Raw genomic sequence first — 23,021 nt, forward strand, 5'->3', positions numbered from 1 at the left:
GCGGACACTCAGGTTACCTGTCCCGCCGGAGATGCACCGGGCGGTGTCGGTGTGAGACGCTAGGCGAAGAACCGGACCGCGGTCCGGTTATTTTGAGGGGTCGGGACGAAAGGGAAACTGATGTTCGGCATGCGCAGTGTGACGTTCTTCTTGGCACGACTGATTCTCGGTTACATCTTCATCATGCACGGCTGGCAGAAGCTACACACGAACGGAATCGGCAATACGGAGAAGAGCTTTGACGCCATGGGTGTACCGGCGCCGAATCTCGCCGCGCAATACGCGACCTGGGTCGAGTTCGTCGGCGGCATCTTGCTGATCCTCGGGCTGCTGCTCCCGTTGGTGTCGATTCTGTTGATCATCGACATGATCGGCGCGATCATCTACGCCCACTGGGATGCCGGGTTCTGGAGCGCCGACGGGGGTTACGAATTGCCGTTGGCGCTCATCGGCGGTCTGCTCGCGGTCGGCTTCGCGCAGGCCGGCAGCGCTGCCGCGGACCACTATGTGTTCCGGCGTCGGCGGCGGGCGGTCGTCGACTGAGGCTCTGCTGATCGGTACGCGGTTCATCGTTCGCTGATCGCGTGGGCGAGTCGCTAGGCCCGCTGATCGAGTAGTCCGAGCCGCCGGTCTCCGCTGATCGAGTAGTCCGAGCCGCTAGGCGAGGGCGTATCGAGATCCCGTTCGATGCAAGTGATCTCGATACGGCGCCTCGCCTAGCGGCTCGGTGCCTACTCGATCAGCGAAAAGAGCGAGTGCCTGGAGTCGCCTCGATCAGCGAATAGGGGCGAGTGCCTGGGGTCGCCTCGATCAGCGAATAGGGGCGAGTGCCTGGGGTCGCCTCGATCAGCGAATAGGGGCGAGTGCCTGGGGTCGCCTCGATCAGCGAATAGGGGCGAGTGCCTGGGGTCGCCTCGATCAGCGAATAGGGGCGAGTGCCTGGAGTCGCCTCGATCAGCGGGTGCGGCTGGTTGCCGCCTCGAGCAGCAGCAGTCGCGGCCTCACGCACTCCACGGGGCGATCGGATTGCCCTGCCACCGGGTGTGCGCGGGCACCACGTCGCCGCGCATGACCAGCGATGCCGGGCCGACCGTCGCCGATTCGCCCAGTCCGGACGCCGGCAGCGCGACGCAGTGCGGGCCGAGGGTGGCGCCGGCCTCGAGGACCACTTCGTCGATCGCCATCACCCGGTCGTGGAACAGGTGGGTCTGCACGACGCACCCGCGCTGCACCGTCGCGCCGTCGCCGAGGGTGACCAGGTCGGCCTCGGGCAGCCAGTAGGTCTCGCACCAGACACCCTTGCCGATGTGGGCGCCGAGCATCCGCAGCCACAGATTGAGGATCGGGGTGCCGGTCGCGGCATTCGCGAACCACGGTGCCGCAACGGTTTCCACAAAGGCATCGGACAGCTCGTTGCGCCACACGAACGAGCTCCACAACGGATGCTCGGAGACCCGGATCCGGCCGACGACCAACCATTTCGCGGCCGCCGCTATGCAACAGGCCGCGGTGCCCGCCACCAGCAGCAACAGGCCGCTGACCAGTGCGGCCACCCAGTAGTGAGAGTTCTGGGCGATGTACTGCAGGCCCAGCAGCATGTACAGCCCCAGCCCGAACGACACCATCACCGGGATGATGCGCAAGGTCTCGACGACCGCGCGTGCCACCTTGAGACGTAGCGGCGGATCGAAGGTGCGGGACGTGTCGGTCTCGGCGGCCGTCCGCCGCAACCGGACCGGTGGGCTGCCCAACCAACTCGACCCCGACTTGGCGCGGTCCGGCGTCGCCGACAGCACCGCGACGAGACTGTTCTTCGGCACCTTGCGACCGGGTCCGGTCATCCCCGAATTACCCAGGAACGAGCGCTTGCCCACCTTCGCCTCGTCGATGTGCAGCCACCCGCCACCGAGCTCGTAGGACGCGACCATGGTGTCGTCGGCGAGGAACGCCCCTTCGCCGATGGTGGTGAACCGCGGCAACACCAGTGCGGTCGAGATCTCGGTCCCAGGCCCCACCTTCACCCCGAGCAGCCGGAACCACCATGGCGTGAGCAGACTCGCGTACAGCGGGAAGAGGTACGTGCGCGCGGAATCGAGTAGACGCTCGGTCATCCACACCTGCCATCCGACGCGCGAGCGGACGGGGTAATAGCCCTTCGACAGCCCGATCGACAACAACCGCACCAGGCCGGCGGTGATCACCGCGAAGATCAGCAGGCTCGTCACGGTGGCGACGGGCAGCAGAGCGAGGCAGCGCAGCCCGACGCTGCCCAGCGTGTCTGCGTGGATGGCCCACGAGCCCATGACTGCCAGGCCGGCGCCTAGGGCGAACAGCGGGATCGCCGCCAGCAACATCGACGAGATGCCATAGATCGGCACCCACCAGCTGCCCCGCGGTGGCCGGTGCTCCGGCCAGGGGTGCGCCGCCTTGCCGGCCTTCACCGCGGGCGAGCCCGCCCACAGCTGTTGCGCTTTCACCCGGCCGCGCACCGCCGAACCCGGGGCGACCTCGGCCTCCCGGCCGATGACCGCGCCGGGCATCAGTGTCGACCGGGCACCGATGGATGCGCCGCGCTTGATGACGATCTCTCCGATGTGCACCATGTCGCCGTCGATCCACCATCCGGCGATGTCGACCTCCGGTTCGACCGAGGCGCCCTCGCCGATGGTCAGGAATCCGGTGACCGGCGGGATGGTGTGCAGGTCCACGCCTTTGCCGATGGTCGCGCCCAACGCCCGGGCGAGGTAGATCATCCACGGCGCACCGGACAGGTTGGCCGCGCCACTCGCGTCGAGCAGGCGCTCGGCGACCCACAGTCGGATGTGGGTGCGGCCACCACGTGGATAGGTGCCCGGTGTGACGCCGGCAAGCAGGAGCCGGGCGCCGGTCGCCGCGATCACCATCCGACCGGGCGGTGTGATGAACACGAGGAACGCGACGAGCAGGACCCACCAGTTGACCGAAACCAGCCACGGCACGTTCCGGTCGGCCTCGTCGACCACCGCGACGGCGATGTTGTTCACCACGCCCAGCCATGTGGCCCACTGCAGGCCGGTGAGGGTGGTCAGCGGCACCGACAACGCGATCTGTGCGAGACCGGCGCGGCGGGGCGTCGGGGTGACGTCGCGCGGTTGGACGACCGTCGTCGGAACCCGCCCGTCGAGCAACTCTGCCAGCGAGCCGAGACGTGGATGGTCGTAGAGGTCGGCGACGGTGATGTCGGGATAACGGGCCCGCAACGCGGTCACCAGCTGGGCAGCCGCGAGCGAGCCGCCGCCCTCGGCGAAGAAGTCGGCGGACGGGTCGTCGACGGTGACGCCGAGGACATCCGTCCAGCATTGCGCCATCCACGCCTCGGTGTCGGTGAGTTCGTCGCCGGCCTCCGACGGCCCGCTGCCCGGCAGCGGCCAGGGGAGTGCCGCGCGGTCGACCTTGCCCGAGGTCCGGGTCGGCAGTTCGTCGACCAGTGCCAGTCGCGGCACCATCGGGGCAGGCAGACGTTCGACCAGCAGGGCGTGCGCAGCGGCGACGTCGAAATCCGGACGGGGCGACACGAGATAGCCGACGAGCAGGCTGTTGCCGGCCGCGGACTTGCGCACCGCGGCCGCGGCGCCGCTGACACCCGGAAGTTGTTGCAGCGCATTGTCGATCTCACCGAGTTCGATGCGCCGACCGCCCACCTTCACCTGGTCGTCGGCACGGCCCTGGAACAGTAGACCGGCCGGGTCGAGCCGCACGAGGTCGCCGCTGCGGTAGGCCCGATCCCAGCCCAGTGTGGGCATGGGCGCGTACTTTTCGGCGTCCTTGGCCGGATCGAGATAGCGGGCGAGGCCCACCCCGCCGATCACGAGTTCACCGACCTCGCCTTCGTTGACAGGCTGCCCGTCGGCGCCGACGACGGCGAGATCCCAACCGGGAAGCGGCAATCCGATGCGGACAGGTCCCTGGCCGTCGAGCGGTGCCGCGCACGCCACCACCGTGGCCTCGGTCGGGCCGTAGGTGTTCCACACCTCGCGACCCTCCACGGCGAGCCGCTCGGCCAATTCGGGGGGACACGCCTCGCCGCCGAAGATCAACAGCCGCACGGCTTCCAGCGCCTCCGGCGGCCACAGCGACGCCAACGTCGGCACCGTGGACACCACGGTGATGTCGCGCTGGACCAGCCACGGACCGAGGTCCATGCCGCTGCGAACGAGTGAACGTGGCGCGGGGACCAGGCAGGCGCCGTGCCGCCAGGCCAGCCACATCTCCTCGCATGAGGCGTCGAATGCGACCGACAGCCCGGCCAGGACGCGATCGTCGGGGCCCAGCGGGTCGTCGAGCAGGAACATTCGCGCCTCGGCGTCGACGAATGCCGCGGCATTGCGATGGGTGACGGCCACGCCCTTGGGCGTTCCGGTGGACCCGGAGGTGAAGATGATCCAGGCGTCATCGTCGGGGGTGGGCCGATCCGGGGGTGGGAGAGCGTTACCGCGGCCGCTGCCGGGACGGATGCCGTCGGCATCGACGATGGCATCCACCTTGGCCTCGCCGAACACGAGGTCGGCGCGCTCGTCCGGATCGTCGGCGTCCACCGGGACATATGCCGCCCCCGCGTACAGGGCGGAGAGGATGGTCACGTAGAGATCACGGCCGCCTGACGGCATTCGGACGCCGACACGCCCGCCGGGCCCGACCCCCGACTCGCCCAGTCGCTCGGCGCCCCGACGTGCCAGCGCGACGAGTTCGCCGTAGGTGAGAGCTCGGTCACCATCATCGATCGCAGGCGAATCGGGGAACTCGGCGGCGGTCTTGTCGAGAACGTCGCACAGCGTTCGCGGCGCGCTGGCCTGCGACGACAACAGGAACTGGGACGGAATGACCACGTATTACCACCATCGATTCGGCACGAAGCGAGAAATATAGCCGACGAAGCCGAGCGGCGTCTGTGACGCAGGTGAACAACGCGTGGCGCAAGCCTCCACGCGCCACCATCGAGGGTTTGCGCGCGAATACACTCCGTTGAGAACCATTGCCTCGGCTAACAGGTGTATTTTTCGCACTGACGTATCTCAGCACGTCCCGGGCCGTCAGGAGTTGCACCGCGGTCCGACGCGTGTTGACGGTCGCCTGATGACGAGGATTGAGCAATGCCGATCGTGCACCACCGCAAACCGAGCCTCCTGTCGTATCCGATGTGGCTCGGCACCCGAACCGTGTTGCGGCCGGCGCTGTCGCTGTGGCCGCTGAACAGGCCCGGCATGGCGGGTCTGTTCCTGATCGACCGCGTCCTCGCGGTGGGTCCCAAGCCGAGCGGCGTCGTCCGCGAGCAGATGATGCTGGGCGGGCGTGGCGTCGAACTCATCATGCCCGTCGGGCCGTCGCGCCGCGATTCCGAGACGGCCGTGCTGTATCTGCATGGGGGAGCGTTCGTGGTCTGCGGCCTCGGGTCACACCGGTCGATCGCGAGCCGGCTGTCGCGGTCCTGCGAACTGCCCGTCTTCTCCCTCGAATACCGCCAGCTCCCGGCAGCCGGTGTGGGGACGTCGGTCGCCGACGCGATCGCCGCCTACCGCGAATTGGTCGGCGAACGCGGCTACCGGCGGGTCATCGTCGCCGGCGACTCCGCGGGAGGATTCCTCGCCGGCAAACTGGTGGAGGCCGCGGGACGCGAAGGACTGCCCACCCCGGCTGCGTTCGTCGGGATCTCGCCGCTGCTGGACCTCGACGTCGGGACCAATCCCGATCGGTCCAGCCGGTCGGACGCCTACATTCCGCGCAGCAAGATGGCGGAGCTGGCTCCGCTCTTCGAGCGAGGACCGATCCCGCTCACCGGGGCGCGACGCATAGCGCAGATCGTGGACGAGCACTTCCCGCCCACAGTGATCGTCACCGCCGAGAACGAGATGCTCGAGGCCGATGTGATCGACCTCGTCGAGACCCTGCACGAAGTCGGCGTCGACGCCGTGGCGCACAGCTACTCTTGGCAGGTGCACGCGTTTCCGGTGCTCACCACGCGTCATCCGGAGACGGTGCACGCCATCGACGTGATCGCGGCGTTCGTCACCCACGCCATCGGAAAGGCCAAGAACACTGACGACCGAGCGGACCAACGAGCCGGCTGAACCCGGAGCGGTCGATCCGACCGACTCGCCGCCGGCGGTGCCCGGGGCGATCGACGCGCGCTTTACGCTGGCTGCCGAACGCACGGTGCTGGCCTGGGTTCGGACGGCGCTGGGCTTCATGGCGGCCGGGGTCGCGGTCGTCTACGTCGCCGCCGACATCGCCCATCCCATCCTCGAGACCGCTCTGGGCCTGGTGATGGTCGCCCTCGGGTGCGCCATCGCATTGCTCGGCGCCTGGCGGTGGCGTAAGACCATGCGGGCCCTGCAGGGTGGCGGTGAGATGCCGGGGCCGTCGCACCTCACGTTCCTCATTGTTGGGATAGTGATCATTGCCGTGGCCATCGCCGTGGTGATCGTGGTCCAGACCTGAGATGAGAGCTTTTCGATGATCAACAACGACTTTGCACGCGGAGCGCAGAGCTTCTCCCGCGGGATGACCATCGTCGGGTCGGTGATCCTGATGTTGTGCGTGGCGCTGCTGACCGTCAATTGGTGGCGGGAAGGCCGGTGGGTGTGGGTGGCCATCGGCATCGCGATCGTCGTGGTCAACATCGCGTTGGTGGTCCTGCAGTTCCGCCGCCGCAAGCTGACACCGCCGAAGCGTGATGAGCCGCCGGCGTCTTCCTGAGCCGCTGGGCGCCGACAGAACCCGCAATCGCGCCGACGGAACCCGCAATCGCGCCGAGAGAACCCGAATCGCGCCGACGGAACCCGCAATCGCGCCGAGAGAACCCGCAATGGCGCCGACGGAACCCGGAATCGCGCCGACAGAACCCGCAATCGCGCCGACAGAACCCACAATGGCGCCGACGGAACCCCGAATCGCGCCGAACCGGCAATGAACGACGGGTCATCGGGCTTCCCATCGACCAGAATGCGGGCATGACTTCCGCGTCCGAACGGTTCGCATCCGCGAGGGTCGCACGGCTGGCCACGGTCGACGCAGACGGTGCCCCGCACGTCGTGCCGATCGTGTTCGCCTTCGACGATGGAATCGTCTATTCCTGCGTCGACCACAAGCCGAAGCGGACGAGCCGACTCCGGCGACTCGCGAACATCATGGCCAACCCCCGGGTGTCGTTGCTTGTCGACCACTACGCCGACGACTGGTCGGCGCTCTGGTGGGTCCGCGTGGACGGTCACGCCGAGGTCGTCGACGCCGATTCCGACATCGGGACCACCGCGATCGACCGCCTCGCCGTCAAGTACGCGCAATATCGGTCCGATCGACCCGACGGTCCGGTCATCGTGATCCGCGAATTGCGATGGCGGGAGTGGTCGGCGAGCTAGTGGGTCCGGTTCCTTGCCTTGCGAATGACGATCGGCTCGTCACAGCGTTCTGTCGGCGCGATCTCGGGTTCTGTCGGCGAGATTCGAGGTTCTCTCGGCGAGGGTCTGGGTTCTGTCGACGCGGTCAGGCGGTGAGCTCCTCGCCGTCGCGGGATTCGTCGGCGAACTGGGTGCGGTAGAGCTCGGCGTAGCGACCGTTGCGCGCGAGCAGGGTCGCGTGGTCACCGCGCTCCACGATCCGCCCGTGTTCGAGGACCGCGATCTCGTCCGCGGCGCGGATGGTCGACAGTCGATGCGCGATCACGATCGACGTCCGACCGACCAGCGCCTCGGAGAGCGCTTCCTGCACAGCGGCTTCCGATGTCGAGTCCAGATGGGCGGTCGCCTCGTCGAGGATCACCACCGACGGTTGGGCGAGCAGCAGGCGTGCGATGGTCAGACGTTGCCGCTCACCGCCGGACAACCGGTACCCGCGCTCGCCGACGACGGTGTCCAGACCGTCGGGCAGCGACGCGACCAGGTCGTCGAGACGGGCCCTCCTCAACGCATCCCAGATCTGCTGCTCGGATACTGTCGGGTTCGCGAGCGCCAGATTGGCGCGCACGGTGTCGTGGAACAGGTGACCATCCTGGGTCACGAGTCCGACGGTGCGATGGACCGACGCACTCCGCAGATCCCGCAGATCCACCCCGTTCAGCTGAACGGACCCGGCGTCGACGTCATAGAGGCGGGTCGCCAGGTTCGCGATCGTCGACTTGCCGGCGCCCGAACTGCCGACCAGCGCCGTCATGGTGCCGGCAGGCACGTCGAGGTCGATGTCGTGCAGCACTGTCGACCCGCCGCGGTTGTCCAGCTGGGCAACCTCCTCCAACGACGCGAGAGAGACCTTGTCGGCGGACGGGTAGGCGAAGGACACGTCGTCGAAGCGGACCGACACAGGTCCTTCCGGCACCGTCACCGCATCGGGCTTGTCGGCGATCAGTGGAGTCAGGTCGAGGACCTCGAAGACCCGCTCGAAGCTGACCAGCGCGCTCATGATCTCCACGCGTGCGTTTGCCAGTGCGGTCAGCGGTGCGTACATCCGGGTGAGCAGCAATGCCAACGACACGACCGCGCCCGCGGAGAGATGTCCGCCGACCGCGAGCCAGCCACCGAGTCCGTAGACCAGCGCCAACGCGAGCGCCGACACGAGGGTCAGCGCCGTCATGAAGTAGTTCTGCAGCATCGCGCGCCGAACCCCGATGTCACGCACTTGATCCGCACGCGCGGCGAACTCGGCGGACTCCATGTCGGGCCGCCCGAACAGCTTCACCAGGGTGGCGCCGGGCGCCGAGAAACGTTCGGTCATCTGGGTCGACATCCGCGCGTTGTACTCGGCGGCCTCCCGCGACAACGCTGCCATCCGTTTGCCCATCCGTCGGGCCGGCACCACGAAGATCGGCAGCAACACCAGCGCCAGCAGCGTCACCTGCCAGCTGATCGCGATCATCACGCCGAGCGTCAGGACCAGGGTCACCGCATTCGACACGACGCCGGACAACGTGTCGCTGAACGCTCGCTGCGCCCCGATGACGTCATTGTTGAGCCGGCTGACCAATGCGCCGGTGCGGGTTCGGGTGAAGAACGCGACCGGCATCTTCTGGACGTGATCGAACACGGCGCGTCGCAGATCCAGGATGAGACCTTCGCCGATGTTCGCGGAGAACCAGCGCACCGCGATGCCTGCGCCCGCCTCGACGAGTGCGATCAGCGCGATCAACACCGCCAACCCGGTGATCGCGCCACCGCTCCCACCGCCGGTGATCAGATTGACCACCCGACCTGCGAGGAGGGGAGTCACCACGGTCAGCAGGGCCATCAGCACAGACAGCACGAGGAACACCGCGATCCGCCGACGATGGGGCCTGGCGAATCCGCCGATTCGACGCATCGTGGCACGTCGGTCCCCGCGCAGGGACCGCGCCTGCGGTGCGTTCATCGACTTGTACATGGTGTCCCATGCGACCGATTGCATGCTCATGACAACCACGGTAGAACTTCAAGTTAGCTTTAGGTCTAATCGGCCGTGCATATTTCGCGACCGGCGAAACTTCTCCGGGCCTTGTCGACGCCTTGTGGTCGGTGAGGTGAGACACCCGTCACGACGCGCTCATCGTGGCTGAGTAGGTTGGTGGCAAGAGCGATCGATCGGTGAAACGCCCGCGCGAACGTACGCGGCCGGTAAGAGCGAGGTGGACACGTGGCAGAACTCAGGCTCGGTTTCAAGGCATCAGCGGAGCAGTTCGATCCCCGGGAGCTGGTGGAGATCGCGGTCGCCGCCGAGGAACACGGAATGGATTCCGTCGCGGTCAGCGACCACTTCCAGCCATGGCGGCACAACGGTGGCCATGCGCCGTTCTCGTTGGCGTGGATGGCCGCGGTCGGTGAGCGGACCAAGCGGGTGCAGATCGGGACGTCGGTGATGACCCCGACGTTCCGCTACAACCCGGCGGTGATCGCGCAGGCGTTCGCGTCGATGGGCTGCATGTATCCGGGACGGATCATGCTCGGCGTGGGGACCGGTGAGGCGCTCAACGAGTATGCGACCGGCTTCCAGGGCGAATGGCCGGAATTCAAGGAGCGCTTCGCCCGCCTGCGTGAGTCGATCAAGCTGATGCGTGAGCTGTGGACCGGCGAGGAAGTGAACTTCGACGGCGAGTACTACAAGACCCAGGGCGCCTACATGTACGACGTCCCCGACAAGCCCATCCCGGTGTATGTCGCGGCCGGTGGGCCGGTGGTGGCGCGCTACGCCGGCCGGGCCGGTGACGGTTTCATCTGCACGTCGGGCAAGGGTGCCGAGCTCTATCAGGAGAAGCTGATCCCGGCGGTCAAGGAAGGTGCGGAGAAAGCCGAACGCGACTTCGAGACCATCGACCGGATGATCGAGATCAAGATCTCCTACGATCCGGACCCGGAGTTGGCATTGGAGAACACCCGGTTCTGGGCGCCGCTGTCGCTGACCGCCGAGCAGAAGCACAGTGTCAACTCGTCGACGGAGATGGAACGGCTCGCCGACGAACTGCCGATCGAGCAGGTCGCCAAGCGCTGGATCGTGGCCTCCGATCCCGACGAGGCCGTCGAGAAGGTGAAGTTCTACACCGACTGCGGACTGAACCATCTCGTGTTCCACGCCCCCGGCCACGACCAGCGCCGGTTCCTGGAGAACTTCGAGAAGGATCTCGCGCCCCGCTTGCGCAAACTGTCGGTCTGAGGTCGGGGACGACTCTCGTTCCTGCGGAGCGCCGGGCATCTGCCTCCCGATACCTGGGGAGCCTCCGAGTTTGCGGGCGTCTGCCTCCCGGTCCGTGAGGAGCGTCCGTGTTTGCGAGGATGCTTCACGAAGGGCCCTTCGTGACGGTCCTCCGCTAGCGCTCCGGTCCTCCTCAGGGAGCGGGGTGGTCGCGGGTCCTTCTCGGCTTACGGGTGGGGGTCAGGGCGTCTGACTCCCGGTTTCTGAGGAACCTCCGTGTTTGCGGGCGTCTCCCTCCCGGTCCCTGAGGAGCCTCCGAGCTTGCGAGGATGCGTCACGAAGGGCCCTTCGTGACGGTCCTCCGCTGCCGCTCCGGTCCTCCTCATGGAGCGGGTGGACGGTCCTCCGCTGGCGCTCCGGTCCTCCTCAGGAGCGGCTGGACGCACCTTCACTGCCGCTCAGGGACCGGGTTGGACGCACCTCCGCTGCCGCTCCGGACCTCCTCAGGGAGCGGATGGATACGCTCCTATGCCGGGCGGGTCTCGGTGGCGACCGCATGGGTCCGTGCCACCGACGCCCGGAGCAACTCCACGATGCGGTCGACTGCTCGGTTGTCCGCGACGCGCTGGTGGCGACGCACCCAGATGGATCGCGTCGGGGTCGGATCCTCGACCCGAACGGCGACCACGCCGTCGGGCAGGGCAGCGAGCGCGAGTTCGGGGACCACGGTGAGGCCGACGCCGGCCGCCACGAATCGGATCGCCGTCGGGTAGTCCTGCGTCTGCACTGCGAAATCGGGCGTGAAGCCGACGGCGGTGCACGCGTCGAGCAGGGTCTGCCGGCAAGGTCCGCGCGCGATGTCGTTGTCCACCCAGGATCGGCCACTCAGGTCCGCCAGGGCCACGGTCTCCAGACGGGCCAGCGGCGATTCCGCGTGCACCACGGCGTAATAGGGCTCGGTGACCAGCGACTCGCAGTCGTAGCCGGCCAGGTCCGTGGTCGCCGCACCCTGCACGTAGACCTCGACGTCGGGTCCGGTCCGGCCCTCCTCGGTCAGCTCGATCAGACGCAGATCGAGCCGGATGTCGGGGAATTCACGCGTGATCGAGGCGACTATCGGTGGGATCCAGGTGGTGCCGGCCGAGGCGAAATAGCTCATCGACAAACGACCCGCCCGCCCTTCACGCAGGTCGTGCACCACCCCGTCGAGGTGTGCGAGACGGTCGAACACGCCCGCCGACTCCTCGGCGAGGATGCGGCCGGACTCGGTCGGCAGCACGCCACGGCCGTCCCGCTCCACCAGCGACAATCCGGTCTCGCGTTGCAGGGCGGCGATGTGCTGGCTGACCGCCGACGACGTGTAGCCGAGTGAGGTGGCCGCGCCCCCGATGGACCCCTCGGCGACGACGGCGCGGAAGACACGGAGACGATGCGGATCGATCATGATCTCACACTACAGTCACACTTAACTGTCGCCAATAAATAGTCACTTGTGCTAATCACTTGTCGCCACGCATGCTGGTCATATGCTCAAGCGTGGCACCGACCCGATGTACCGCCCGGCCATTGCCGCGACGATCACTGTCGCGCTCTGGGCCTCGGCATTCGTGGTGATCCGTGACCTCGGGCCGGTGTTCTCGCCCGGTGCACTGGCGTTCCTGCGCCTGCTCTTCGGGGTCATCGCGTTGACGGTCGTGCTCGCCGTGACGCGACGACGGACACCCCGCCCCGCCACCTCGGGCCCACGGTGGCCGCGAGGACGAGCGTTGGGGCTTGTCATCGCCTACGGCGTCGCCTGGTTCGGTGCCTACAGCGTGGTGCTCAACTGGGCCGAGCAACATCTCGATGCCGGCACCGCGGCATTGCTCGTGAATCTCGCGCCGATCATCGTCGCCGTGTTCGCCGGCTTCTTCCTCGGGGAGGGCTTCTCGCGGATGTTGGTGGTCGGGATCGCCATCTCGTTCAGCGGCGTCGTCCTGATCACCGTCGCCGGCGGCGACGCGCACGCCGACTGGCTCGGTCTGGGCCTCGGCGTGCTCAGTGCGGTCCTCTACGCCGGTGGCGTACTGCTGCAGAAGGTCTCGCTGCGTGAGGTCGATGCGGTCACCGCCACGTGGCTCGGAGCTGTGGCCGGACTGGTGGCCACGCTGCCGTTAGCACCGACAGCCATCGCGGAGTTGACCGCAGCCGATCCGGGCCAGATCGCCTGGCTGATCTACCTCGGCGTCGGTCCCACCGCGATTGCCTTCACCACCTGGGGCTACGCCTTGGCGCGCACCGATGCCGGCGCGCTGGCCGCGACGACGCTCGCGGTGCCGGCGATCGTGATCGTGCTGTCGTGGCTGTTCCTCGGCGAACTGCCGTCCGCTCTGCGGATCGTCGGCGGCGTGCTGTGTCTCACCGGCGTCGCGATCGGCCGTGGACTCCTGCGGCGACGGCGGTCGCGTCCCGTCGTCGACGCAGCTCTGTCGGGTTCGGTCGCAACTCGATAACCTGGAGGAAAGCGGCTGCGCCGAGCGGACGAATCGTCCGTTCGGCCAACCGCGGTCGAGGAGTGGTCGGATGCGAAAGTTGACGATGGCGATCGCGGGTGCGGCGATTGTCGCGACCGGGACCGGACTCACCGCGCTGGCCGTCGGGCCGCCATCGACCGAGGCGGCACCCACGTCGCAGGCCTTCTCCTGCGGCAAGTTCGAGGGCGACGGACCCGTGCCTGACTGTGTGTTCCGGGTGTTGGACCGTGTGGTGCGTGTCGAGTTGCGCAACAACGGGACTCGTCCCGACCCGGTGGTGTGCACACTCGGGCCCGTCGGGGCACAGCAGCCGACCGATTCGACGACCATGGGTCCCGGCAAACGTGGTTTCCTGAGCGCGACATCGGCGGTGACCGGTTCGCGGGCGTACGTCGTCGACTGCCAGAGCGCGGTGGCATCGGGCAAAGAGGTCTCCCGGCGGGCGGTGTTCACCGTGACCTTTGCCGCGCCCGATCGGGCGCCCTCTACGTCGAAGCCGTTCGCGGGCTCGGTGCCGACGCATCGGTCCCTCCCGAAGCCGGTGCACCCGAAGTCGGCGCCGACGATCACACCCACCGCGCCGTCCCGGTTCCTGCCGTTCGCGCCGCACGCGCCCGGGACGACGACGACCACCACGACCACGCCGGTCCGCTGACCTCGGCCGGGAGTCGGGCCACTGTCGGATACCGTGATTAGCCATGGATCGTGACCGCATGGTGGATGTCGGCGTGGCCGTGGTGTCCCGTTTCGGTGCGAAGGCGTTGAGTCTGACGTCCGTCGCGCGCCAGGCCGGAGTTGCGCGCGCGACCGCCTACCGGATGTTCGGCGGTAAGGACGCGCTGATCGCCGCCATCGTCGAACGGGAGGTCGTCACGCTCCGCGCGAAACTGCGCGAGTGGGCGGACACGGAATCCGACGCCGCGGGCAAGGTCCGTGCGCAGGTCCTGAACGTGTTGCCGTACATCCGTGAACACGAAGCGTTGCAATACGTCCTGCGCAACGAGCCGGAGGAGATCGTCCGTGCGTTGATCGCCACGAAGGATGCGCCCGAGCAGACGTTGATCCACCAGATCGTCGCCCAGGCATTGCCCGATCTGCAGCCCGAGATCGCCGCTGAACTGCGCCCGAATCCCCAAGGCGCCGCCGAATTCCTGGTGCGAACCATCTACTCGCTGATGCTGATCCCCGACAGTGCGCTCTCCGACGAGGAGATCGCGGATCTCGTCGTCCGTGCCATCGTGCAGTGAGTCACCACCATCCGGCATCCGATCAGCGGTGCTCACAGCAGCCACCCGCGTGACAGTTAGGCTGAATGTGTAACGCCGCTCCCCGAGGAGGTAGTCGATGGTGCACGAGCCGGCCGCTGGTCCTGCCGATGGTGACGATGAGACGGCACTGCCGGTGGTCGCGATGCACAGACCGCGCTGGGGCGACCCGTCGACGCCGGGCGAGCTACCGGCGGTGGCCGCCGCGCTTGTCGGTGCCGACTCCGCCGCGAATCCGGGCGTGAACCCCGACGACGTGCTGCTCGCCGAGTCCACCGTGCCCGCATCGGTGCGGGCCGCACTCGTCGACGCGCTCGGCATCGGACACGTCAGCGACGCGCACCACGACCGCGTCGACCACACACGCGGCTTCTCCACCCCCGACATCCTGGCGCTACGCGGCGGCGACGGCAGCGATGCACCTGACCTCGTGGTCACTCCCGGTTCCCACGACGACGTGCTGCGCGTTCTGCAGATCTGCTCCGAACACCACGTCGCAGTGGTGCCGTTCACCGGCGGCACGTCCGTGGTCGGCGGTCTGGCACCCGACCGTGCCGGCTTCGCCGGCGTCGTCACGGTCGACCTACGCCGCCTCGATCGTCTGGTCGAGATCGACGAGGTGTCGCGCACGGCCACCCTGCAGGCCGGACTGCGTGGGGTTCGCGCCGAAGAACTGTTGCGGGCGAAAGGGTTCACGCTCGGGCACTTTCCCCAGTCATACGAGGGCGCGGGAATCGGCGGATACGCCGCCACCCGCTCGGCCGGACAGTCGTCGGCCGGATACGGCCGTTTCGATGAGATCGTCGAGCGACTGGTGCTCGCGACACCGCGCGGCACGCTCCACGTCGGCACCGCACCGAGGTCGGCGGCCGGACCGGACCTGCGACAGCTGGTCCTCGGCTCCGAGGGTGTGCTCGGCATCATCACCGAGGTCACCGTCCGCATTCACCCCGCGCCGACACACCGTGTGTTCGAGGGCTGGCGGTTCGACGACTTCGCCGCCGGGGCCGCGGCGCTGCGCAGGCTCGCGCAAGACGGCCCGATGCCCACGGTGCTGCGGCTATCCGACGAGGGTGAGACGGCCGTCAACCTCGCCGACCCCGGCGAACTGGGCGTCGCCGCCGGGGGCTGCCTGGCCGTCGTCGGCTACGAGGGCGTGCCCGACGAGGTCGAGGGTCGCCGCGCCGCGGTGACCGCGATCCTCGAACGGGCCGGGGGAGTGTCGGCCGGGACGGCTCCGGGTGAGGCCTGGCGCGCCGGTCGGTTCCGCACACCGTACCTACGGGATCCCCTACTCGACGCCGGCGTGCTCGTGGAAACCCTCGAGACCGTCACCTACTGGTCTCGGCTCGACGAGCTGAAGGACGCGGTCACCGCTGCGCTCACCGACACCCTGACCGACCAGGGCACCCCGCCATTGGTGATGTGCCACATCAGTCACGTCTACGCGGCGGGTGCGTCCCTTTACTTCACGGTCGTGTGCCCACAGACAAACGATCCCATCGCCCAATGGTCAGCGGCGAAGGCGGCGGCGAACACGGCGATCCGGGCTGCCGGGGCGAGCATCACCCACCACCATGCGGTCGGCCGGGACCATCGCAGCGGCTATCACGACGAGATCGGTCCGCTCGCCCTGGACGCGTTGCGTGCAGTGAAACGCACACTCGATCCCGCTGCGGTGTGCAATCCCGGAATCCTGCTCTGACCATGATTGTTCGACCTCGATGCGCTGTGTCGTGCCCCGGATGACCGTTGGCCGATAGGCTGAACCCATGGGTGCAGACACCGTCACGTCGAGCAGCATCTACCTCGCCTCCGCCGAAGGCGACACCGGAAAGTCCACCGTGGCATTGGGCCTGTTGGCGTTGTTGTCCGCGCGCGGTGGGCGGGTCGGTGTGTTCCGGCCCATCTCCCGCGCATCCGCGGGCGAGCGGGATTACATCCTCGATCTGCTGATGGATCGGGACTCGCTCGACCTGCCGTACGAGGATCGCATCGGCGTCACCTACGACCAGGTGCACGCCGATCCCGAGGGCGCCATCGGCGAGATCGTCGCGCGATTCCACGTGGTCGAGGAGCGCTGCGACACGGTCCTGATCGTCGGTTCGGACTACACCGACGTCGGCAACCCGTCGGAGCTGAGTTACAACGCGCGGATCGCGGCCAACCTGTCCGCCCCGATCCTGTTGGCGATCAAGGCAACCGGGCGCACCGCGACCGACCTGCGCGCCATCGCCGAACTACTGTTGACCGAGATCTCGGCGGTCCACGCCACCACCGCCGCGATCGTCGTCAACCGCTGCATCCCTGGTGAGATGTCCCGGGTCGTCGCGGAGGTCGAGAAGGTCGGCGTGCCCACCTGGTGTCTCCCCGAGGAGCCGGTCCTGTTCGCGCCGACGATGGCAGAGCTCAGGGATGCTCTCGGCGCCGAGATGTACAGCGGTGACAAGGAACTGCTCGACCGGGAGGCCCTCAATGTGATGGCGGGCGGCATGACCGTCGAGCACATCCTGGAACGCCTGACCGAAGGCACGGTGGTGATCACCCCGGCCGATCGCTCCGACGTCCTGCTCGCCTTGGTCAACGCCAATACGGCGCAAGGTTTTCCGCGGCTGTCCGGGATCATTCTGAACGGCGGTCTGCGCCCGCATCCGATGATCCAGGCGCTCGTCACCGGATTGAAGCCGTCGCTTCCGATCATCTCCTGCGAGCAGGGCACGTACGAGACGGCACGCACGGCGGCCCACACTCGCGGGCGAGTCGGCCGGGACTCGTCGCGCAAGATCGACGCCGCGCTGGCGTTGATGGAGCGCCACATCGATTCCGAAGCCGTCGTCAAGGTTCTCGACGTCCGCACGCCGGAGGTCGTCACCCCCCAGATGTTCGAGTACGGACTCATCGCGCGGGCGCGGTCGGAGTCCAAGCACATCGTGTTGCCGGAGGGCGGCGAGGATCGCATCCTCCGCGCCGCCGCACGGCTACTGCTGCGCGGGGTGGCGCGGCTGACCCTGCTGGGCGACGAGGACCAAGTGCGCACGCGTGCACAGGAACTCGGCCTCGACATCGGCGGTGTCGACGTGATCGACCCGGCGACGTCGGAGCTGCTGGACGACTTCGCCGCGCAGTACGCAGAACTTCGCAAGCACAAGGGGATGGATACCGAACGTGCCGCCGAGGTGATGCGCGATGTCTCCTACTTCGGCACGATGATGGTGCACACCGGGATCGCCGACGGAATGGTGTCGGGGGCGGTACACACCACCGCGCACACGATCCGTCCGGCCTTCGAGATCATCAAGACGAAGCCCGGGGTCTCCACCGTGTCGAGCGTCTTCTTCATGTGTCTGGCCGACAAGGTGCTCGCCTACGGCGACTGCGCGGTGGTGCCGGACCCGACCGACGAGCAGCTGGCGGACATCGCGATCTCGTCCGCGCAGACCGCTGCGCAGTTCGGCATCGAACCACGGGTGGCGATGCTGTCGTACTCGACGGGACAGTCGGGATCAGGCGCCGACGTCGACAAGGTCCGGGTCGCCACCGACCTGGTCCGTGAGCGTGCGCCCGAGATCCTTGTCGAGGGGCCGATCCAATACGACGCGGCGGTCGAACCGAGTGTCGCGGCCACCAAGATGCCGCAGTCGTCGGTGGCGGGGCAGGCCACGGTGCTCATCTTCCCCGACCTCAACACCGGCAACAACACGTACAAGGCGGTGCAGCGCAGTGCGAACGCGATCGCCATCGGCCCGGTGCTGCAGGGTCTCAACAAGCCGATCAACGACCTGTCGAGGGGCGCGCTGGTCTCCGACATCGTGAACACGGTGGCGATCACGGCCATCCAGGCGCAGGACACACCGGCCACGACTGCGGAGGTGACCGCGTGAGCACGGTGTCCGCGGGCGGGGCGGTACTCGTGTTGAACGCCGGCTCGTCGTCGCTCAAATATCAACTCCTGCATCCCGGTACACAGCAGGTGCTGGCCGACGGGATCGCTGAGCGGATCGGTGACGATGAGTCGTCGATCACCCACGAACAGGACGGGGAGAGCGCGAGCGAGTCGCTGCCGATTCCCGACCACCGTGCGGCCATCGAACGTGCGATGCAGTTCTTCGCCGACCACGGAACCGATCTGAAGACCGTCGGCCTCTGCGCCGTTGGGCATCGTGTCGTGCACGGGGGACGGAGCTTCTACGAGCCGACCCTGATCACCGAGGACGTGATCGCCGAGATATCGCGCATCTCCAGCCTTGCGCCACTTCATAATCCGGCGAACCTGATCGGTATCGAGGCGGCGCGGGCGTTGTTGCCCGACGTGCCGTCCGTGGCGGTGTTCGACACAGCGTTCTTTCATTCACTGCCCGACGCCGCGGCCACCTACGCGATCGATCGCGATGTTGCGGGCGAGCATGCCATCCGGCGGTATGGATTTCACGGTACGAGCCATGAGTACGTGTCCGGCCAGGTCGCGCAGTTCCTCGAGCGCCCGATCGACGAGCTGAATCAGATTGTGCTGCACCTCGGTAACGGAGCGTCGGCGTCGGCGATCGAGGCGGGGCATCCGATCGACACCTCGATGGGGATGACGCCGTTGGAGGGGCTGGTGATGGGTACCCGCAGCGGGGACATCGACCCCGGTCTCGTGCTGCACCTGCATCGCGTCGCCAAGCTTCGAGTGGACGAGATCGACACGCTGCTGAACAAGCAATCAGGTCTGAAGGGTTTGTGCGGGGAGAACGATTTCCGGACCATCACGCTGAAGATGGATTCGGGCGATGAGGGTGCGCGTCGGGCCTACGAGGTTTACATCCACCGCCTCCGCCGGTACATCGGGGCATACATGATCGAACTGGGTCGCGTGGACGCGATCACCTTCACCGCAGGGGTGGGGGAGAACGCGGCGAGCGTGCGCTCCGACGCCCTCGCCGGACTCGAGAACTATGGCATTCTTGTGGACCCAGAACGAAATGCTGTGCGAGCCAAGCATCCCCGACGGATCTCCACCGACGACAGCTCCATCGACGTGCTCGTCGTCCCCACCAACGAGGAGCTCGCGATCGCACGACAGGCGGCCGAGGTGGTCGCCCCTTCGTGACGCTCGCCTTAGGGCGTCGCTTGCAGGCGTGCTTTAGGGGTTGTGCTGTGTTCTTGTCCGATCCCTGAGGAGTCTCCGAGCTTGCGAGGATGCGTCACGAAGGGTGGCCCTTCGTGACGCGTCGCTCGTTCCTCGCGAGGCTCCTCAGGGGGCGGTGGTGGCGGATTGCTTGTTGCTCGCGGCGCGCCTTGGGGGTGGGCTTTGCTTGGGGGCATGTGCTTTTGGGGGTTGTGCTGTGATTTTTCCCGATCCCTGAGGAGCCTCCGAGCTTGCGAGGATGCGTCACGAAGGGTGGCCCTTCGTGACGCGTCGCTCGTTCCTCGCGAGGCTCCTCAGGGACCGGTGGTGACGCGTCGCTCGTTCCTCGCGAGGCTCCTCAGGGACCGGTGGTGACGCGTCGCTCGTTCCTCGCGAGGCTCCTTGGGGACCGGTGGTGACGCGTCGCTCGTTCCTCGCGAGGCGCCTTGGGGGGTGGGGTTGCTTGGGGGCGTGTGCTTTTGGGGGTTGCGCCGTGACCTTTTCCGATCCCTGAGGAGCCTCCGAGCTTGCGAGGATGCGTCACGAAGGGTGGCCCTTCGTGACGCATCGCTCGTTCCTCGCGAGGCTCCTCAGCTCAGGGACCGGTGGTGACGCGTCGCTCGTTCCTCGCGAGGCTCCTCAGGGACCGGTGGTGTCGGATCAGCTCGTTCCTCGCGAGGCTCCTAAGGGGGCGGTGGTGGCGGTGGGAGCGAGGGACAGGGCCGAGCGAGGAGCGGTGGTGGCGGATCGCTCAGAAAAGCGTGTCGGGCCGGACGTAGTTCGCGAGATCGACGAGCATGAAGCGGTGTTCACGATTGGACCGTGTCTGGCGTGCCAGCAAGCGTAGCGACCGTTCGGTTCCGGCGCGCAGTCCCTGCTCGGTGAACGGATAGCCGAGCAGTGTGGTCGGTTGGCGATTCGGATCGGACTCGGGATTGTCGTGCACCCAGCCCAATGCTGTGCCGAGCACGATGAGTCGTAGCCGTTCCTTGCGGGGTTCGCCGTCCGGCATCGCGGCGACCCGGCGTGCCGCCTCCACGACCTGCTCCCGGGTCACCTCGGCCGTGGGGCGGCCGTGGACCAGGGCGAGCACGGCTGTCGCCCGCGCGGTGTTGAAGTGCCGGCTCGTCGGTGGAACCTCGTCCAAGGGGGCGATCGCGGCGTCGACATCACCGGTCGCCACCGATAGCCGCGCCAATCCGAAGGCGGCGGTCACGATGCCGTGATCGGTCAGCCATAGGTCGTGATAGTGGTGTGCCGCAACATCGAACAGGGCGGCGATCTTCTTCGCGTGGCTCTCCGAGTGCGCCGCCTCGTCGGACATCCACCGTCCGATGAGCTCGGCGGTACCCGCGACGGCAAGTTTGGGGGCGACCTCACCGGGCATCGCCTGCAACACATCGCTGAAGCGTTCATAGGCCAGTTCCGGCTCGTCGTTCATCAGTGCGCAGATGGCCAGGTACCACTGCACCCGCCAGGAGTCACCGTGATGTGCCGAGACATCGCGCAGCAGTGCGAGGGCGGTGTCCACGTCGTCGAGTTCGAGATGCGCTCGCACCTCGGCGAGGTCGATCTCCAGCGACGGATGGTGATTCTTGCTGCGCCGGCCGAGCAGTGCCGAGAAGCCGTCGGCGCGGGCCGCGTGGATCGAGTCCAGGGTTTGCCGCGGGTCGGAAAGGGCTGCGGAGGTGAGCATCCCGGCCGCCGGGTCCATCGGGTTGACGAGTGGGAGTGGCAGCGCCCGGGCGATGTCGACCGGATCGTAGAACGCGGCTTGTTCCGGGTCGAAGAACCCGTCGACGGGCGCAAGTAGCAGGTCGGTGCCGAACGTCGAGCGTTGCGGGGTGAACACGGTCGACATCGACGGCCGGGGGACGCCGGTGTGCACGGCGACGATCTCGCGCAGCACATTGAGGACCTGCGTGGTCATCTCGTCGGTCGTGGCGAACCGGTCTGCGGGATCAGGTGCCGTGGCACGTTGCAGCAGAAGGTAATACGACGGATTGTCGCGGAACACCGGGCATTTGTCCGGGTCGGGCAGACCATCGAGGTAGCGCCCGTCCTTCTTCGGCATGTCGATGGTCAGCGCTGCCAGGGTGCGGCCGATGCTGTAGATGTCGGTCACCACTTGCGGACCGGTCTTCACGATCTCGGGGGCCTGGAAACCCGGTGTGCCATACAGGTGGCCGTAGCCGTTGATCGACGACACGGCGCCCAGGTCGATCAGCTTCACCTCGTCGCTGCCGACCATGATGTTCTCCGGCTTGACGTCGTTGTAGACCAACCCGACCGAGTGTAGGTAACCCACGGCGGGCAGGACTTCCAGCATGTAAGACATCGCGTGTTCGACAGGGAGCAAACCGGTGCCGCCCTCGTCCTCGGAGGTGATCTGCTTGAGTGTCTGGCCGCCGATGTACTCCATGACGATGTAGCCGAACCGGTCGTCGTACTCGTTGACGTGCTCGACGAAGTTGTAGATCTTGACGATGCCGGGGTGGTTCACCGATGCCAGGAACTGCCGTTCGGCGACGGCCACCGCCTGCGCTTCGGAATCAGACGAATTGAGCAGGCCCTTGAGCACCACCGGACGGTCCGAGACGTTGCGGTCGATGGCGAGGTAGATCCAGCCCAGACCGCCATGGGCGATCGCACCGACGATCTCGTACTGATCGGCCACCAGTGTGCCGCTTTCCAGGCCGGGTACGAACGAGTAGCGGGCGCCGCAGTGCGGGCAATCGCCGGTCAGATCGCCTTTCCCCGGGCCGGCGGACCGGCCCACCGGTTTTCCGCATCGCCAGCAGTTACGTTTGCGCTCGGCGATGATCGGGTGGGTCAACACCGCGTCCGCGGGTTCGATGTCGGTGATCTTCGGCAGCTCGACCAACCCGCTGCCCAGACGCCGGTCGTGCACCATCGAACGATTGCGGGGCACCAGGCGCCGCCCGCTCCCCAGCGAGTTGATCACGTCGGTCGGGACCGTCGGCCCGGATCGGCCGGACACGTGGTCGGTCGGGGCGTCGTCGTCGGAGTCCTCATCCTTGACGTCGAGGTCCTCGAGGCGTGCCTTCTGGGTACCCACGTCGAGTTCCTCGAGAAGTGCCTTCTGCGTCCCGACGTCGAGGTCGTCGAGGCTTGCCTTCTGGGTGCCGATGTCGAGGTCGTCGTCGGTGGCGGCCTGCGTCCCGACGTCGGGCTCGTCGCGGGTCGACGCAGGTGTGGACTCGTCGGCTTCCGTGGAGAGCACCTCGCCCACCTCGGTCATGCCTGTTTCCGCGGGGGTCGTCGCGAGGTCGTCGGTTCGGGTGCCGTTCACATCGTCACCGCACAGTTCGTCACGACTGACCGCTTGCGTGCCCACATCGACGGCTCCCGCATCCTGCGCGGAAGTCGTCGTGTCGCTGCGGCGTTCGTGCTCGGTCATCTCACCCGGTCGATCCCTCTGTCACTCGTCTTCTGTCACTCGTCTTCTGTCACTCGGCCTCTGTCACTCGGTATCGACATCAGTCACGG

The 23,021-nt window shown here is 67.3% G+C and carries 16 protein-coding genes; 12 read left to right on the top strand and 4 right to left on the bottom strand.

Annotated features, from left to right (window positions below):
* The first annotated feature begins 120 nt into the window (after positions 1 to 120).
* Complete coding sequence (locus tag AC4AMJ_RS27450) at positions 121 to 543, top strand: DoxX family protein (protein ID WP_489897937.1); 423 nt, start codon at positions 121 to 123, stop codon at positions 541 to 543.
* 458 nt (positions 544 to 1,001) lie between these two features.
* Here the strand turns inward: AC4AMJ_RS27450 and AC4AMJ_RS27455 are convergent, their stop codons facing one another.
* A complete protein-coding gene (locus tag AC4AMJ_RS27455) occupies positions 1,002 to 4,865 on the bottom strand; it encodes a Pls/PosA family non-ribosomal peptide synthetase (protein WP_489897936.1) in 3,864 nt (1,287 codons plus the stop codon).
* Positions 4,866 to 5,129: 264 nt separating this feature from the next.
* On the opposite strand from AC4AMJ_RS27455, the gene AC4AMJ_RS27460 reads away from it, so the two are divergent.
* The 4 genes from AC4AMJ_RS27460 (at position 5,130) to AC4AMJ_RS27475 (ending at position 7,394) form a co-directional block, all read left to right on the top strand.
* Positions 5,130 to 6,104: an alpha/beta hydrolase gene (locus AC4AMJ_RS27460; protein WP_489897935.1), complete on the top strand. Its 975-nt coding sequence runs from the start codon at positions 5,130 to 5,132 to the stop codon at positions 6,102 to 6,104.
* A gap of 37 nt (positions 6,105 to 6,141) precedes the next feature.
* Positions 6,142 to 6,474 carry a YidH family protein gene (locus tag AC4AMJ_RS27465; protein WP_489897934.1) on the top strand — a complete coding sequence of 111 codons (333 nt, stop codon included), beginning with the start codon at positions 6,142 to 6,144 and terminating at the stop codon, positions 6,472 to 6,474.
* 15 nt (positions 6,475 to 6,489) lie between these two features.
* Positions 6,490 to 6,732, top strand: a complete 243-nt coding sequence (locus tag AC4AMJ_RS27470; protein WP_489897933.1) for a hypothetical protein — start codon at positions 6,490 to 6,492, stop codon at positions 6,730 to 6,732.
* Between the two features lie 254 nt (positions 6,733 to 6,986).
* The gene (locus AC4AMJ_RS27475; protein ID WP_489916082.1) at positions 6,987 to 7,394 is read left to right on the top strand and encodes a TIGR03668 family PPOX class F420-dependent oxidoreductase; all 408 of its coding nucleotides are present in this window, start codon (positions 6,987 to 6,989) and stop codon (positions 7,392 to 7,394) included.
* A gap of 124 nt (positions 7,395 to 7,518) precedes the next feature.
* Here the strand turns inward: AC4AMJ_RS27475 and AC4AMJ_RS27480 are convergent, their stop codons facing one another.
* Positions 7,519 to 9,414 carry an ABC transporter ATP-binding protein gene (locus AC4AMJ_RS27480; protein ID WP_489916084.1) on the bottom strand — a complete coding sequence of 632 codons (1,896 nt, stop codon included), beginning with the start codon at positions 9,412 to 9,414 and terminating at the stop codon, positions 7,519 to 7,521.
* A gap of 219 nt (positions 9,415 to 9,633) precedes the next feature.
* On the opposite strand from AC4AMJ_RS27480, the gene fgd reads away from it, so the two are divergent.
* On the top strand, positions 9,634 to 10,647 hold the full coding sequence (gene fgd, locus AC4AMJ_RS27485; RefSeq protein ID WP_489916086.1) for a glucose-6-phosphate dehydrogenase (coenzyme-F420): 1,014 nt from the start codon (positions 9,634 to 9,636) through the stop codon (positions 10,645 to 10,647).
* Positions 10,648 to 11,152: 505 nt separating this feature from the next.
* Here the strand turns inward: fgd and AC4AMJ_RS27490 are convergent.
* Positions 11,153 to 12,070, bottom strand: a complete 918-nt coding sequence (locus AC4AMJ_RS27490) for a LysR family transcriptional regulator (RefSeq protein WP_489916088.1) — start codon at positions 12,068 to 12,070, stop codon at positions 11,153 to 11,155.
* An 82-nt stretch (positions 12,071 to 12,152) separates the two neighbouring features.
* Here AC4AMJ_RS27490 and AC4AMJ_RS27495 point away from each other — a divergent pair, with 82 nt between their 5' ends.
* The 6 genes from AC4AMJ_RS27495 (at position 12,153) to AC4AMJ_RS27520 (ending at position 19,493) form a co-directional block, all read left to right on the top strand.
* A complete protein-coding gene (locus AC4AMJ_RS27495; protein WP_489916090.1) occupies positions 12,153 to 13,118 on the top strand; it encodes a DMT family transporter in 966 nt (321 codons plus the stop codon).
* Positions 13,119 to 13,188: 70 nt separating this feature from the next.
* A complete protein-coding gene (locus AC4AMJ_RS27500; RefSeq protein WP_489897926.1) occupies positions 13,189 to 13,794 on the top strand; it encodes a hypothetical protein in 606 nt (201 codons plus the stop codon).
* 43 nt (positions 13,795 to 13,837) lie between these two features.
* Positions 13,838 to 14,386 (top strand): TetR/AcrR family transcriptional regulator, encoded by a 549-nt coding sequence (locus tag AC4AMJ_RS27505; protein ID WP_489897925.1) that lies wholly within the window; start codon positions 13,838 to 13,840, stop codon positions 14,384 to 14,386.
* A gap of 97 nt (positions 14,387 to 14,483) precedes the next feature.
* Positions 14,484 to 16,109, top strand: a complete 1,626-nt coding sequence (locus AC4AMJ_RS27510) for an FAD-binding oxidoreductase (RefSeq protein ID WP_489897924.1) — start codon at positions 14,484 to 14,486, stop codon at positions 16,107 to 16,109.
* A gap of 67 nt (positions 16,110 to 16,176) precedes the next feature.
* Positions 16,177 to 18,285: a phosphate acetyltransferase gene (gene pta / locus AC4AMJ_RS27515; protein WP_489916092.1), complete on the top strand. Its 2,109-nt coding sequence runs from the start codon at positions 16,177 to 16,179 to the stop codon at positions 18,283 to 18,285.
* A 5-nt stretch (positions 18,286 to 18,290) separates the two neighbouring features.
* A complete protein-coding gene (locus AC4AMJ_RS27520; protein WP_489918528.1) occupies positions 18,291 to 19,493 on the top strand; it encodes an acetate kinase in 1,203 nt (400 codons plus the stop codon).
* A gap of 769 nt (positions 19,494 to 20,262) precedes the next feature.
* Here the strand turns inward: AC4AMJ_RS27520 and AC4AMJ_RS27525 are convergent.
* Positions 20,263 to 22,932, bottom strand: a complete 2,670-nt coding sequence (locus AC4AMJ_RS27525; RefSeq protein ID WP_489916094.1) for a serine/threonine-protein kinase — start codon at positions 22,930 to 22,932, stop codon at positions 20,263 to 20,265.
* Positions 22,933 to 23,021: the final 89 nt, after the last annotated feature.

This window comes from Gordonia sp. LMA484 (genome assembly GCF_058129505.1).